12 protein-coding genes and 1 pseudogene are annotated in these 13,904 nt (G+C 60.6%); 1 reads left to right on the top strand and 12 read right to left on the bottom strand.

The window, feature by feature from the left end; all coding sequences use genetic code 11:
• Position 1: 1 nt before the first annotated feature.
• Positions 2-1,348 carry an MFS transporter gene (locus AC5YUO_RS17970; RefSeq protein WP_496156209.1) on the bottom strand — a complete coding sequence of 449 codons (1,347 nt, stop codon included), beginning with the start codon at positions 1,346-1,348 and terminating at the stop codon, positions 2-4.
• A gap of 138 nt (positions 1,349-1,486) precedes the next feature.
• On the opposite strand from AC5YUO_RS17970, the gene AC5YUO_RS17975 reads away from it, so the two are divergent.
• Positions 1,487-2,551 (top strand): lactonase family protein, encoded by a 1,065-nt coding sequence (locus AC5YUO_RS17975; RefSeq protein WP_496156210.1) that lies wholly within the window; start codon positions 1,487-1,489, stop codon positions 2,549-2,551.
• A 6-nt stretch (positions 2,552-2,557) separates the two neighbouring features.
• On the opposite strand, the gene AC5YUO_RS17980 is transcribed toward AC5YUO_RS17975, so the two are convergent.
• From AC5YUO_RS17980 to iolD, 11 genes and pseudogenes are all read right to left on the bottom strand, one after another.
• Positions 2,558-3,442, bottom strand: coding sequence for a GntR family transcriptional regulator (locus AC5YUO_RS17980; RefSeq protein ID WP_496156211.1), 885 nt, complete (start codon positions 3,440-3,442; stop codon positions 2,558-2,560).
• Between the two features lie 93 nt (positions 3,443-3,535).
• Positions 3,536-5,035 (bottom strand): tripartite tricarboxylate transporter permease, encoded by a 1,500-nt coding sequence (locus AC5YUO_RS17985; RefSeq protein WP_496156212.1) that lies wholly within the window; start codon positions 5,033-5,035, stop codon positions 3,536-3,538.
• Between the two features lie 7 nt (positions 5,036-5,042).
• On the bottom strand, positions 5,043-5,516 hold the full coding sequence (locus tag AC5YUO_RS17990) for a tripartite tricarboxylate transporter TctB family protein (protein ID WP_496156213.1): 474 nt from the start codon (positions 5,514-5,516) through the stop codon (positions 5,043-5,045).
• Between the two features lie 53 nt (positions 5,517-5,569).
• A complete protein-coding gene (locus AC5YUO_RS17995; RefSeq protein WP_496156214.1) occupies positions 5,570-6,541 on the bottom strand; it encodes a Bug family tripartite tricarboxylate transporter substrate binding protein in 972 nt (323 codons plus the stop codon).
• Between the two features lie 212 nt (positions 6,542-6,753).
• Positions 6,754-7,308: pseudogene (locus AC5YUO_RS18000) on the bottom strand (isocitrate lyase/phosphoenolpyruvate mutase family protein); the annotation flags it as partial.
• 22 nt (positions 7,309-7,330) lie between these two features.
• Positions 7,331-7,855, bottom strand: a complete 525-nt coding sequence (locus AC5YUO_RS18005; protein ID WP_400813852.1) for a GNAT family N-acetyltransferase — start codon at positions 7,853-7,855, stop codon at positions 7,331-7,333.
• A 176-nt stretch (positions 7,856-8,031) separates the two neighbouring features.
• The gene (locus AC5YUO_RS18010) at positions 8,032-9,195 is read right to left on the bottom strand and encodes a Gfo/Idh/MocA family protein (protein ID WP_496156215.1); all 1,164 of its coding nucleotides are present in this window, start codon (positions 9,193-9,195) and stop codon (positions 8,032-8,034) included.
• On the bottom strand, positions 9,195-10,253 hold the full coding sequence (locus tag AC5YUO_RS18015; RefSeq protein ID WP_127755894.1) for a sugar phosphate isomerase/epimerase family protein: 1,059 nt from the start codon (positions 10,251-10,253) through the stop codon (positions 9,195-9,197). The genes AC5YUO_RS18010 and AC5YUO_RS18015 overlap by 1 nt, the downstream gene beginning before the upstream one ends.
• Before the next feature lie 4 nt (positions 10,254-10,257).
• Positions 10,258-11,070 (bottom strand): SDR family oxidoreductase, encoded by an 813-nt coding sequence (locus AC5YUO_RS18020; RefSeq protein WP_496156216.1) that lies wholly within the window; start codon positions 11,068-11,070, stop codon positions 10,258-10,260.
• Positions 11,067-11,960 (bottom strand): myo-inosose-2 dehydratase, encoded by an 894-nt coding sequence (iolE, locus tag AC5YUO_RS18025; protein ID WP_496156217.1) that lies wholly within the window; start codon positions 11,958-11,960, stop codon positions 11,067-11,069. Before iolE ends, AC5YUO_RS18020 begins: the two co-directional genes overlap by 4 nt.
• Position 11,961: 1 nt before the next feature.
• Positions 11,962-13,833, bottom strand: a complete 1,872-nt coding sequence (gene iolD, locus AC5YUO_RS18030) for a 3D-(3,5/4)-trihydroxycyclohexane-1,2-dione acylhydrolase (decyclizing) (RefSeq protein WP_496156218.1) — start codon at positions 13,831-13,833, stop codon at positions 11,962-11,964.
• Between the last annotated feature and the right edge of the window lie 71 nt (positions 13,834-13,904).

A 13,904-nucleotide genomic window follows, 5' to 3' on the forward strand; every position in this document is an offset into this window, starting at 1 on the left:
TTCAGGCTTTGCGGGAGAACGTGCGGCCGGCGTGGAACTGTCCGGTCGGACTGTCATCGGCGTCGGGAGCCGGGAAACGCATGAACCATGTCATGAAGAATGAAATCACGAGAAGCACCGCCAGGAACAAAAGGCCGCCGAGCGGGCTGCCTGTCGCCGTCTTGGCCCAACCCATCGCGTAGGGTCCGACGAAACCGCCGAGGTTGCCGATCGAGTTGATCGCCGCAATCGATACCGCCGCCGTTGAACGTGACAGGAAGAGGCTCGGCAATGACCAGAACGGCGATTTGAACGCATAGATGCCGGCGAGAGCCACCGAGATGAGGCCGATCGCGACATAGGGATCGTGCGTCAGGCCTGTAGCGGCCAGTGCGAGCCCTCCGATCAGGAGCGGTACGGCACTATGCTTTTGCCGTTCGCCCGTGCGGTCGGAACTCTTGGACCACAGGACCATGGCGACGGTGGCGATCGCATAGGGAACCATGGCGACGAGGCCGATCTGGGTATGTGTCAGCGACTTACCGAAGCTCTGGATGATCTGGGGCATCCAGAGGCCGATCCCGAGATTGCCGACCTGATAGATGAAATAGATCGCTGACAGGAAAAGCACTTTCGGGTTGGAGATTGCAGCCCACAGCCCAAGATGCTGGACGTTCTTGCGCTTGTTATGGTCTTGGGCAAGCTCGCCGACCAGCCAGTTGCGCTCGTCCTCGGTCAGCCACTTCGCCTTCTCCGGGCGGTCTGTCATGTAAAAGTAGTTGAAGACGCCGGCCAGGATCGCGGGCAACCCTTCGAGCACCAGCATCCAGCGCCAGCCCGCATGTCCGAACCAGTTCACGTTGTCCATGATCCAGGTGCTGAGCGGCGCGCCGAGCAGATAGGAAGCCGGGATAGCGGCGGTGAAGAACGCCACCGTCGTCGCCTGTTCCTTGGCGCGGAACCAGTAGGTGAGATAGATGATGATACCGGGGAAGAAGCCTGCTTCCGCGACGCCGAGGAGGAAGCGGAGTGTATAGAGCTGCCAAGCTTCCTGAACGAAGCCCGTCAGGACCGCAACTGCACCCCAGGTGAGAAGAATACGCGAAATCCAGATGCGCGAACCGTATTTCTGGAGGGCGACGTTGCTTGGAACCTCGAACAGAAAATAGCCGATGAAGAAGATTCCCCCCGCAAAGCCGAAAGCTTCGGCGGAAAGCGCAAGGTCCTTGTTCATCTCCAGGGCCGCATATCCGAGATTGGCGCGATCCAGATAGGAAATGACATAGAGGATGAAACAGTAGGGCACGATTCTCCAGAAGACTTTACGCGTGGTCGTCTTCTCAAGCGTGCTCGTATCGGTGAGCGTCATGGCTCCCTCCCAAAGGTGTTTATGTCGCTTGCCTCCCAAGGCAGGAGCTTTATTTACATATTATAGTTATAAAATGCAATTGCGATTTTTGAAAGATAGGCTTATCAGGTTCTGGGAGATAAGGAGGAGACCTGGGAAATGGAAAATTGTGGCGATCTGGTCGTTTATGTCGGCGCACGAACAACGCGGCAACGCAACGCGCGCGGCAACGGCCTCAATGTGTACCGTCTTCGCGATGGCATGCAGTGGGAACACCTCCAGCTCCTCGAGATGGAAAACCCGTCCTTCCTGACATTCGACCGAACCGGCCAGTTCCTGCACACCGTCCACGGCGACTCGGATCGGGTGACTTCCTTCTCGATCGAACGATCGACAGGCAAGCTGAGGCAACTGGGAACGCAATCGACGCGGGGACGCAATCCGGTCGATCTCTCCTTCGATCCGACGAACCGATACCTTGTCGTGGCAAATCACGTTACGTCGTCGATCGTCCTTCTTCCCCGCCTCGAGAACGGATCCCTCGGCGAGGTATGCCACCTTGCCGCAATTAACGGGGGAATCGGCCCGCATCGCGTCGAGCAGCCCATGCCCAAGCCTCATCAGGTGGAATTCGATCCGAGTGGCCGGTGGATCGCGGTGCCGGACAAGGGTACCGATACGGTCCTCATCTACGAGATCGACGCGGCGAACGGAACCCTGCGGGAAGCGAGTGCCTGCGCCGCGCGGGAAACGTCGGGTCCCAGACACATCGCGTTCCACCCCAGCGGCCGCCTCGCCTATGTTGTCAACGAGCTCGATTCAACTGTCACCGCGTACCGTTTCGATCCCGACAACGGACGCCTCTCGCCCTTCCAGATACTCTCGGCCCTTCCCGACACCTTCACCGGAAACAGCCGCGCTGCCGAAATCGCGGTATCGGGCGACGGACGGTTCGTCTATGCCAGCAATCGCGGCAGCGACACCATCGCGGTCTTCGAGCTGGACCGCTCCGGCCACATGCGTCTCGCCGGACATTGGGCGACCGGCGGAAAGACACCGAGATTTTTCACAATCCTTCCAAACGGCGTCCTTCTCGCGGCAAACGAGGATTCGGACACCGTGACCGCGTTCGACATAGACGCAATGACCGGTCGCCTGTCTGCGAGGGATGAGGTGCTCTCGGTCGGGAGCCCTGTCTGCATCGTCTTCAAGGCGCAGGACTGATGGACGTCAGACCTTCGGGGTCTTGATGCGGCTTGCGCCCATGATGTGGGTGAATAGAAACGCCGCAGCCTCGTTTCGTCGCCCGTCCTCAACGAGATCGAGGATATGGAGATGTTCCGCCGTCTGCTTCGGCAGGCGGCTGCGGTCGATGGTGATGTGATATTCGATGAGGCGGCGAAGCCTGTTGATCCGCTTGATGGAGTCGAGGAAGAACTCGTTGCGGGAGCATGCGACGAGCATCTCATGGAATTCGTTGTTGGCCTTGAAGATATCGGCACGCGACCAGGTCTCGAAACCACCGTCGCGCAAGGCGGTCTGGACCTCGCGGGCGCGCTTCAAGCCCTCGACGTCGGGCTCGAACGTCGGCAACAGCATCGCCTGCTGCTCGATCACGGCCCGAAATGCATATCCATCCTCGTAACTCTGTCTGGACGTCAGAGCCTGGCGGAACGCCCACCCATTCCCCGGCAGTCGCTCGATCCAGCCTTCGTCAGCGATGCGGTGCAGAACTTTCAGGAGACGGGTTCTGGGGACGTCGTAGAAGCGCATCAACTCGTTTTCGCTGACGCGCTCCTCAAGCTTGCCCGACAGACGGTCTTCGGCCATGCGGAAGTAGATTGCCTCGTCGCCCGCCGTGTCCATATCGTCGTTGGCGGTTTCAAGCGCGATATTCTCAGCGTCGACGGCAAGGAAGTAGCCCCTGTTTGGCTCGGCCCGGACGATGCCATCTCCTTCGAGTTTCTGGAGAGCGCTCAGGATCGGTGCACGCGAGACCCGAAACGTGTCGGCCAGCATCTGCAATGGCAGGTGCTGGCCCTGCTGCATGCGGTTCGTCTGCACATATTCGATGATGTTGCTGCTGATCTGTGGTACCAGGCTTTTCCTAGCCATCCGCCGCCCTGTCCTGTTCGTCGCATGCTCGCGATGTCCCTTTAAGGAACATCGCGCCATGTTACCATAGCGCGATGGGTCGATGGTCGCCACTCAATCCTCGTCCTGCTGGAAACGTGACAGCCCGCGGAAAATGAACGGTGCGACGAGAGCGACGACCGCGATCCCGATCATGATGGCCGAACTCGGATGTTGTAAGAAGACAATCGGATCACCGAGGCTCATCTGAAGCGAGCGACGCAATGCACTGTCGGCAAGAGGCCCAAGGATAAGGCCAACGACAGCAGGGGCGATCGGATAATCGAAACGCCGCATGAGAAATCCGACGACACCGAATCCGGTGAGCAAGAGCAGTTCGACGACGGATGGATTCGCCGCGATCGTTCCCATGGAAGCGAAGACCAGAATTCCGGCGTAAAGCCATGGAAGCGGGATTTTCAGCAGTCTGATCCAGAGGCCAACCAGCGGTAAATTAAGCACCAGCAGCATCACGTTGGCGATGAACAGGCTCGCGACGAGGCCCCATACGAGATCGGCGTGCTGAGCGAAAAGGAGCGGTCCAGGCTGGATGTTATATTGCTGGAATCCCGCAAGCATCACCGCCGCCGTCGCGGACGTAGGCAGGCCGAGCGTCAGCAACGGCACGAGCGTTCCTGCCGCGGAGGCATTGTTCGCCGCTTCGGGGCCCGCAACGCCCTCAATCGCGCCTTCGCCGAATTCCTCGGGTTTGCGGGACAGCTTCCTTTCGATGTTGTAGCTGAGGAATGTCGGGATTTCCGCGCCGCCTGCCGGAAGCGCGCCGATCGGAAAACCGATGAAGGTTCCGCGCAACCAGGGTTTCCACGACCGGCTCCAGTCCTCCTTCGTCATCCAGATCGATCCCTTCACCGGGATCGGCTTTTCCGGCTTGTAGAGATGTCGGGACGCCACGATCAGGGCTTCTCCTATGGCGAACAGGCCGACCGCGAGCGTCGTCACCTCAACCCCGTCGAGAAGTTCGGGGACGCCGAAGGTCAGACGTGCCTGACCCGTAAGCTGGTCTATGCCCATAAGACCGAGCCAGAGGCCGAACGCCAAGCTCGTCAGACCACGGAGCGGCGATGATCCGAACGTCGCCGAAACAGTGACGAACGCAATCAACATGAGGCCGAAATAGTCCCACGGCCCAAACTTGACCGCGACTTTGACGAGGACGGGCGCGAGGAAGGCGAGGCCGACCGTTGCGATCAGGGCCGCAACGAAAGATCCGATTGCGGCCGTGGCGAGCGCCGGACCGCCCCTTCCCCTGCGCGCCATCTGATTGCCTTCGAGCGCGGTCACCACCGACGCGCTTTCCCCGGGCGTATTCAGAAGGATCGCGGTCGTCGAACCACCGTACATCCCGCCATAATAGATGCCCGCGAACATGATGATGGAACCGCCGGGATCGAGTTTGAAAGTGACGGGAAGCAGAAGCGCGACCGTCAGCGCCGGGCCGATACCGGGAAGCACGCCGACCGCCGTGCCGATGATGACCCCGATTGCCGCGTAGATAAGGTTCGCGGGATCGATGGCAATGGCGAAGCCCTGGAAAAGATAGATGAGGGTGTCCATGGCGACCTCAGAACAGCCGCTCAAGCGGGCCCATAGGCAACGCGAGCGTCAGAAGCTTGTTGAAAAGAAGGAAGATGATGATGCCGAGGATCGCGCCAAGACAAATATCGGTGACGAATGCCTTGCGGCCGAAAGCGCGCGCCGTGAAGGCGAAAAGCAGCGTCGAGCCCAGAATGAACCCGCCCCCTGCCCAGATGGACACGATAAGTCCCGACAGGGCGAGACCGATCCAACCGACGGCCTTCCAGTCGACCTCCTCGTTCTCGACATCGTTCGGCTTGAACGCGCTGATCAAATGGCCGGCCGCCAGAATTGCGAACAGGATCGCAACGAAATATGAAGCCGCGGTGGCGTTCATTCCGTATGTGGCCCGTACGACCATTCGGCTCGCGTCCCAGTAGGTCACGGCGGCGATAGCGAAAAGCACGATGGCGATGACCGCCGCGGGGCGGTTGTGGATAAAAGCTGGTTTGCTGGTCATTGTTTCCTCGTCGCCGGGATGCCGCAGACGGGGCATCCCGGTCTTGGGAGAAATCAGTCGGCAAGGCCGATGGACTTCAGAATGCCGTGCACGCGCTCGGTCTCCGAGCCGATGAACGTCTTGAATTGACCGGATGGCGCGTAGTAGTCGGTCCAGCCGCGCGTCTTGAGAACGCCCTGCCACTGTTCGGATTTTACCGTCTTCTCTACGGCAGCCTCGATAGCCTCAAGGTCAGCGCCCTCAACGCCGGGACCGGCGAAAACTCCGCGCCAGTTGACGAGTTCGATATCAAGACCCTGTGCCTTCAGCGGCTTGGCCTCGATTCCTTCGATAGGCTCGGGATAGGAGATAGCCAGAGCGCGGAGATCGCCGGACTTGATCTGGCCTTCCCATTCACCGTAACCGGAAACGCCTGCCGTCGCCTGCCCGCCCAGCATGGCCGCCAGGGATTCACCACCACCGGAGTAGGCGACGTAGTTGATCTTCGCGGGATCTTCGCCAGCGGCCTTGGTGACCAGCGCAGCAAGGATGTGGTCCGCGCCCCCGGCGGAGCCGCCGACCCAGATGGCCTTGGCAACGTCGGTCTTGATGGCCTTGAGCAGGTCATCCATGGTTTGGATCGGGGAGTCCTTGGGAACGACGATGACAAGCGGATCACCTGTCAGGCGGGCGACCGGCGTGACCTGCGTAAGATCCACGGGCGACTTGTTCGAGATGCTGGCGCCGACAAGGGTAATGCCCGCGACGAGGAGTTGATTGGGACTGCCCTTTGCCGACCCAACAAACTGCGCCAGCCCGACCGTGCCGCCGGCTCCCGGAACGTTGACGACCTGCACGCTCTTTGCCGCCCCCGTGGCCATCATGACTTCCTGGAGCGAGCGGGATGCCGAGTCCCACCCGCCGCCGGCTCCGGCCGGCGCAGTGATGGTGAGCTCAAGGCCCTGCGCCATCGTGGCGTTCGCCCCCGACATCGCGGCAGTGGCGGCGATGGTTGCAGCCACGAGAAATTTTCTGAGATGAAGCATTGCGACGATCCTCCTTATCGCGTGAACCCACCTCCATGGGTATGACGAGGAGAAACTGCATTATATAATCATAAAAGTAAATGGATATTCCGTGCTTCTTTGTGAAGAGATTGGTCGCAGCCGGCCAGGCTCGCATACAGTCAGTCACGGCTCATTCCCTCGCTTGCCTGTTTCGATGCTGCTCATCGGGCATCCAGCTGACGCTTCCATGCCTATCGCACTTGGGGAAGGCTGCTTGCTACGATGCTGGCATCGACCGCTTCATAACTTGCAAGGTCGATCAGATCGTAGAGTTTGGCACGGGTCTGCATCCTGTGGATGGCATCCGTCACGGCTCCCCGCCGAGCAAGCTCAGCATAAAGTTACTGCTGCGCCTTGCTGGCGCCCCGGAGCGATGAGACGGGCCAGATAACCATCCGGTAGCCGAGCGCCTGCAGCGCGTCGGCCGTCATGGCGGGAGAACGACCGAATTCCGTCATATTGGCCAAAAGAGGTACGCCGTCCATAGCGGCTGCGAACTCGGCGAACATGGCCTCGGTCGTCAAGGCCTCAGGGAAGATGGCGTCCGCTCCGGCCTTCACATATAGACGAGCACGATCGATCGCCCGTTCCATTCCTTCATCGGCCACCGCGTCTGTCCGTGCGACGATCACGAGAGACCGCCGGGCCCGGGCCGCCGCCGCAATCTTCGCGGCGATGTCCGCAGCGGTGGCCAGCTTCTTGTCGTTCAGATGACCGCATTTCTTCGGCAGCACCTGATCTTTCATCGTCCGCCTGGAGCGGGACCGATCACCGTTTCTCGCTGATATACAGATAACGATCTACGATAATTTCACTTTCCCCAAGCCGTTTCTGATAAATTTCCTTTCGGTCGTGCACCCGTTCCGCAACCCTTTGCGAAGGGATGTTTTCAGGCGTGGTGATGCTGACCACCCTGGGCAAACCAAGGTTGTGAAAGGCATAGTCGCGACAGGCAATGGCCGCTTCGGTCGCCAGACCCTTTCCCCAGAAACCGCGCCAGAGATGATACCCTATTTCCGGCTCAAGGCCCGCAGGGGTCCTCTGCAGCGTAATTCCACAATCGCCGATGATCTCTTCCGAGATCGAATCGACGACGGCCCAGAGACCGAAGCCATGCCGGTCGTAACTATCGAAAGCCAGTTCCTGAAACCAGGCAAGGGTTTGTGAAGGTGACTTGGTACTCGGATAGAATTGCATGCAGTCCGGGTCAGCGTAGATCCGGCTCAATGCGGCCAGATCAGCGCTCTCGACTTTCCGCAGATGTAATCGTCTGGTCCTTATGATGATCGACACGCGAACCCCTCCAGCGCCATGCCGCACCCTGCCCCCATCTCTTTATGAAGGCAACACCGTCGCCCCTCCTTCCGCCATTCTCGGTTCAGTGGAGGACTTGGCAGAGAAATTCACACGACTTTCCGGACCGGCATGCCTGTCCGAAAGGTCGATTTCCGGCGCAGTCCGCTGCACACCTATACCGCCACCGGGGTAATCCAGCGCGGATCGGCACTTTCGGCGCTGTCCACCACCGCCTCCACGAAGGCGACACCCTTCAGCCCGTCATAGGCAAGCGGAATGTTGCGGCCGATCGCACCGGGCTCGCGTCCCGCCTTGCGGGCGCAGATGGCTTCCGCGAAACCGGCATAGAGGTTCGCAAAGGCTTCAAGATATCCTTCCGGATGGCCGGGCGGAGTGCGGGTGCGGACCTTCGCATCTTCGGAAAGATCGTCCGCGCCGCGCTTGATGGTCTGCACGCGCCCGTTAAGCGGCGTATAGACGAGTTCGTTCGGCTGTTCCTGAAACCATTGCAGCGAACCGGTCGCGCCGAAAACCCGCAGACGCACGCCGTTGGAATTGCCGAGCGCCACCTGCGACGACCAGAGGAGCCCCCGCGCGCCGCCCTCATAACGCATCATCACATGGGCGTTGTCATCCAGCGCCCGCCCCGCCACGAAAGTGGCGAGATCGGCGGTGAGCGACTGCAGTTTCAGCCCGGTTACGAAACCGGCCAGATGATAGGCATGGGTGCCGATATCGCCGATGGAGCCGCCGCGGCCGTTCTTCTTCGGGTCGGTGCGCCATGCCGCCTGGGCATTGCCCTGCTGTTCGATGGCCGTTGCCATCCATTCCAGCGGATATTCCACCTGCACGGTGCGAACCTCGCCGATCTCACCCGCCGCGACGCGCGCACGCGCTTCGTGCACCATCGGATAGCCGGAATAGGTATAGGTCACCCCAACGAAGCGGCCGCTTTCCCGCGACAGTTTTTCCAGCGCAATGGCGTCTTCCAGCGTCGCGGTCAGCGGTTTTTCGCAGATCACGTCGAAACCTGCCTCGATCAACGCCTTCGCGATCGGATAGTGGGTGAAATTCGGTGTGCAGATTGCAACCGCATCGACACGATCCTCGCGGGCAGCCTCGCCGGTAATCAGCTCCTGATAGCTGCCATAGCTGCGGGCCGGATCGAGTCCCTCATTGAGGGCGAAGGCGCGGCCCCTTTCGGGATCGACATCGAAGGCCCCGGCCACAAGCACCCATTTGCCGTCAAGGCGTGCGGCAAGACGGTGGATATTGCCGATATAGGCTCCCTGACCGCCGCCGATCATGCCCAGACGAAGTGGTCTTTCGCTAGTCATTATTCCTCCAGCCCCAGCATGGCGCGGTTGGCATTGCGGTTCGCACCGGATTTGACGAAATCGTCAAAGGCGCGGTCCGAAACACGGATGATGTGGTCAGTGATGAAACGCGCGCCTTCCGACGCCCCGTCCTCGGGGTTCTTGACAAAACATTCCCACTCCAGCACCGCCCAGCCATCAAAGCCGTAGGTCGTCAGCTTGGTGAAGATCGCCCCAAAATCGACCTGCCCGTCGCCGGGGCTGCGGAAGCGGCCGGCCCTTTTGGACCAGGGCTGATAACCGCCATAGGCGCCCGATTTTCCGTCTGGACGAAACTCGGCATCCTTGACGTGGAAGGTTTTTATCCGCTCGTGGTAGTGGTCGATGAAGGCGAGATAATCCATTCCCTGCAGAACGAGATGCGAGGGATCATACATCAGGTTCGCCCGGGGATGTTCCTTGACCTTGTCGAGAAACATCTCCCAGCTGTGGCCGTCATGCAGGTCTTCGCTGGGATGGATTTCATAGCAGACGTCCACGCCATGGGCGTCGAAGTCGTCGAGGATCGGCGTCCAGCGGCGCGCAAGCTCGTCAAAGCCTTCCTCCACCAGCCCTTCCGGCCATTGCGGATAGGGATAAAGGTAGGGCCATAAAAGCGCCCCGGGGAAGGTGACATGGCGGTCGATGCCGAGGCGCTTTGAGGCGCGGGCGGCAAAGCGCAGCTGTTCCTCGGCCCATGCCCGACGCTTTGCGGGATTGCCGCGCACATGTTCCGGCGCAAAACTGTCCATGATCGCATCATGGGCAGGGTGAACCGCCACAAGCTGCCCGGTAATGTGGGAGGCGAGTTCGGTGATCTCCAGCCCATGCTCGCCGAGCATGCCCTTCAGATCATCACAATAGGCATCGCTTTCCGCCGCCTGTTTCATGTCGATCAGGCGCGTGTCCCAGGTGGGAATCTGCACGCCCTTGAAGCCCTTGGCCGAGGCCCACGCCGCCAGCGAGGCAAGCGAATTATAGGGCGCCTCATCGGCCGCGAACTGCGCCAGAAAGACGCCCGGCCCCTTGATGGTCCGCATCATCCTATTCCTCCAGCTTTTTCGCCGGCACCGGCGCGTCGTCGTAACCGCCATAGACCGACTGATCGAAGGGGATAACCGCGCCCGTCATCATGCCGCTGTCTTCGGATGCCATCCAAAGGATGGCGCGGGCCACTTCAAGCGGATCGAGGATGCGCCCGAACGGCTTGGCAGCCGCTGCACGGTCGATGAAATCGGGATCGCCAGTCTCGGAAAGGACAAGCTTGCGCTCGTGATCGGAATTCATCCAGCCGATATCGAGCTGGTTCACATGGATACGATGGCGCATCAGCGAAAAGCCGGCATGGCGGGTGACGGTGGCAAGCGCGCCCTTGGACGCCGCATAGGGCGCAAGGAACGGCTGGCCTGTCAGACCCGACATTGATCCGACATTAACGACACGACCCTCGATCCCCTCGCGGATCATCACCTTTGCCGCATCCTGAATGAGAAAGAATGGCGCGCGCGTATTGACCGCAAACATCCGGTCGAAAAGCTCGGGCGTCGTGTTGAGCATATTGCCGCGATCCGTCAGGCCCGCCGCGTTAACGAGGATATCGACCCGACCAAAGCGTTTGTCCGTCGCCGGAATGATGCTGCGGACATCATCGATATCGCCGAGATCGGCCGCGACCATCTCTACCGGCACGCCGGATTTCTGCGTGATGGTATCCGCGACCGCCTGTCCTTTTTCCACACCGCGCCCGACGATGACGATGCCGGCCGCGCCCGCCAGCGCAAACACCTGCGCAACCGCCGCGCCCAGCCCCTGGGTTCCGCCGGTAATAACGGCGATCTTTCCTTCAATACGGTTCATTTCACGACCTCATAACCAGCGGCGTCCATCACGCGCAGCAATTCCCTTTGCCCCTTGCGGGCCATGTCCAGCGGCGGGTTCCTGATCGGATCCTGTTCCGCCTCGACCACGAACCAGCCCTCGTAACCTTTCGACGCCAGCGCCTTGACGATTTCCCCGAAATCCAGGCTACCGTCACCCGGCACGGTAAAGGCGCCCTTGATGACGGCATCGAGGAAACTCTCCCGGCTTCTGTCCAGCCCATCGACAACCTCACGCCGGATATCCTTGGTGTGGACATGGGTAATGCGCGCATGGTGGTTTTCAATGACACGCATGACATCGCCGCCCGCAAAGGCCATGTGCCCGGCATCAAACAGCAGGGGCACGGAGGAGTGCTTCATGAAGAGATCAAGTTCCGGCTCGGTCTCCACCACGGCCGCCATATGGTGATGGTAAGAAATCGGCATGCCCTTCGCCGCGCACCAGTCGGCAAAGTCGGACATCTTGCGGCCATAGGCCGCCATGCCGGCCTCGTCGAGCCGGGGCTTCGTGGCAAGCGGTGCGGAGCGCACGCCCTGAATGGAGCGCGCCGTTTCACCATAAACGATGCAGGGCGCGCCGGCGGCGATGAAGAATTCCATCTGCTGCGCGATGCGGTCTTTCTCCGCCTCGATGTCACCATCCAGCAGCAGGCCGGAAAACCAGCCGCCGCATACCGATATGCCGTAACGGTCGAGGATCGGCCCAAGCTCCGCCATATCCATCGGAAACCGGCGCCCGGTCTCCATACCGGTAAAGCCGGCTTCGCTTGCCTGCCTCAGGCATTCCTGAAGGCTCACATCATCGGAAAGCTCGGCGAGATCGTCATTCCACCAGGCGATCGGCGCGATACCAAGTCTTGCTTTCATCTCAGACCCCCACTCGCTGCGCCTTGCGGATGTTTTCCTGCGCGGCGCGGGCGGCACGCACTGTCTCGAAACTGGAGACGGAGGGAACACCGACATCCCAGTCGGCGTCACCCGGCACCCATTTCCAGGCATCGGAAACGATGGAGATGACGGTCACGCCATCATTGCCCTGCGCCCAGATCATCGCGTCTTCAAGATCGGCAAGGCTTTCGGCCCTGCGCGCATGGGCGCCCATGGCTTCCGCATGTTTGACGAAATCGACATGCAGCGGATTTTCTCTGTCCCTGACGCGGCAATCGGTCAGCAGATTGTTGAAACCCGGAACGCCCTTGGCCTGTTGCAGACGGTTGATGACGGCATAGCCGCCATTATCGCAGACCACCACGATCATCCGGTGCCCGGTAAGCGCGGCTGAATAAATATCGGAGTTCATCATCATGTAGGTGCCGTCACCCAGCATGACGATTGGAACGCCGCCGGCACCGCCCGGCCCTTCCTGCGCCATGGAGCAGCCCCAGCCGGCAGCGATCTCATAACCCATGCAGGAAAACCCGAATTCGCAATCGAACGTATTCGGGTTCTTGACCCGCCAGCCCTTGGTCACCTCACCCGGCGTTCCGCCCGCCGCCGCAATCAGCGTATCTTCGGGCCGCGCAACCCGGTTCAGCACGCCAACCACCTGCGCATAGGAAGGAACCGGCGCATTGGTGATGCGCTGGTGTTCGTTGAGCAGATTGTCCCATTCGGCGAATAGCATTTTGGCCCGCTGCATATGGGTAGCATCGGCCTTATAGGCGCCGAGCGCGTGGTCAAGCTCGTCGATCGTCTCCAGCGCATCGCCGACCACGGAAAGCGCCCGGTGTTTCACCGCATCGAAGCGGGCGGCGTTGACGGAAATGAACTGCGCATCGCGGGAGAAAGCCGTCCAGGAACCCGTGGTGAAATCCTGAAGCCTGGTACCGATTGCCAGCACGACATCCGCCTCCTTGGCCAGCGCATTCGCCGAGGTCGATCCGACGATACCGATCGGCCCGGCATGGACCGGATGGTGATGGGTGAGCGCGCCCTTGCCGGCGATGGTTTCGACCACGGGAATGCCGCGCTTTGCAGCGAAATCGGCAAGGCGTTCTTCCGCCAGCGAATAACGCACGCCGCCGCCGGAAATGATGAGCGGACGTTTCGCCTGCGCCAGCAGCCGGGCGGCAGTCGCCACAGCGTCACGGTCAGGACGCGGCCGAGGAATTTTCCAGACCTTCGGTTCAAAAAAGACTGCCGGATAATCGAAAGCGATTTCCTGCGTATCCTGCGCAAGGCCGATAAAGGCCGGGCCGCAATCGGCCGGATCGAGCATCGTGGCGACCGCCTGCGGCAGCGATTGCAGCAATTGTTCCGGCAGCACGATCCTGTCCCAGTAACGCACCACGGATTTGAACGCGTCATTGACGGTCAGTGTCGGATCGCCGAAATGCTCGACCTGCTGCAGAACCGGGTCCGGCAGGCGGCTTGCGAAAGTATCGCCTGCAATGAGGAGAACGGGCAGCCGGTTGGCCATGGCGACGCCGGCGGCGGTCACCATGTTCAACGCCCCCGGCCCGATCGAAGTCGCAGCGACCATGATCTGCCTGCGCCGCTTTGCCTTGGTAAAGCCGATTGCGGCAAGCGCCATGGATTGTTCATTCTGCCCGCGCCAGGTCGGCAACTGGTCCTGCACCGTCTCCAGAGCTTCGGAAAGGCATGTGACATTGCCGTGCCCGAAAATGGCGAACACGCCTGCAAACAGGGGAACGCGCTCTCCGTCGATCTCGGTAAACTGGTTGCACAGGTAACGTACTAGCGCCTGGGCCATGGTCAGGCGTAAGGTCTTCGCGGTCATCTCGCCTCCTCCTGCGGATGGTTGTTGATATGTTTTTGGAATGCATATTGACAAATTCGATACTTTGCAAT

The sequence above is a fragment of the Agrobacterium sp. LEGMi-208b genome (genome assembly GCF_059511785.1).

Bases quoted from the DNA above. Each gene is read 5' to 3' on its own strand.
- AC5YUO_RS17970 (WP_496156209.1), bottom strand. From the start codon at position 1,348: ATGACGCTCACCGATACGAGCACGCTTGAGAAGACGACCACGCGTAAA.
- AC5YUO_RS17975 (WP_496156210.1), top strand. From the start codon at position 1,487: ATGGAAAATTGTGGCGATCTGGTCGTTTATGTCGGCGCACGAACAACG.
- AC5YUO_RS17980 (WP_496156211.1), bottom strand. From the start codon at position 3,442: ATGGCTAGGAAAAGCCTGGTACCACAGATCAGCAGCAACATCATCGAA.
- AC5YUO_RS17985 (WP_496156212.1), bottom strand. From the start codon at position 5,035: ATGGACACCCTCATCTATCTTTTCCAGGGCTTCGCCATTGCCATCGAT.
- AC5YUO_RS17990 (WP_496156213.1), bottom strand. From the start codon at position 5,516: ATGACCAGCAAACCAGCTTTTATCCACAACCGCCCCGCGGCGGTCATC.
- AC5YUO_RS17995 (WP_496156214.1), bottom strand. From the start codon at position 6,541: ATGCTTCATCTCAGAAAATTTCTCGTGGCTGCAACCATCGCCGCCACT.
- AC5YUO_RS18010 (WP_496156215.1), bottom strand. From the start codon at position 9,195: ATGACTAGCGAAAGACCACTTCGTCTGGGCATGATCGGCGGCGGTCAG.
- AC5YUO_RS18015 (WP_127755894.1), bottom strand. From the start codon at position 10,253: ATGCGGACCATCAAGGGGCCGGGCGTCTTTCTGGCGCAGTTCGCGGCC.
- AC5YUO_RS18020 (WP_496156216.1), bottom strand. From the start codon at position 11,070: ATGAACCGTATTGAAGGAAAGATCGCCGTTATTACCGGCGGAACCCAG.
- iolE (WP_496156217.1), bottom strand. From the start codon at position 11,960: ATGAAAGCAAGACTTGGTATCGCGCCGATCGCCTGGTGGAATGACGAT.
- iolD (WP_496156218.1), bottom strand. From the start codon at position 13,833: ATGACCGCGAAGACCTTACGCCTGACCATGGCCCAGGCGCTAGTACGT.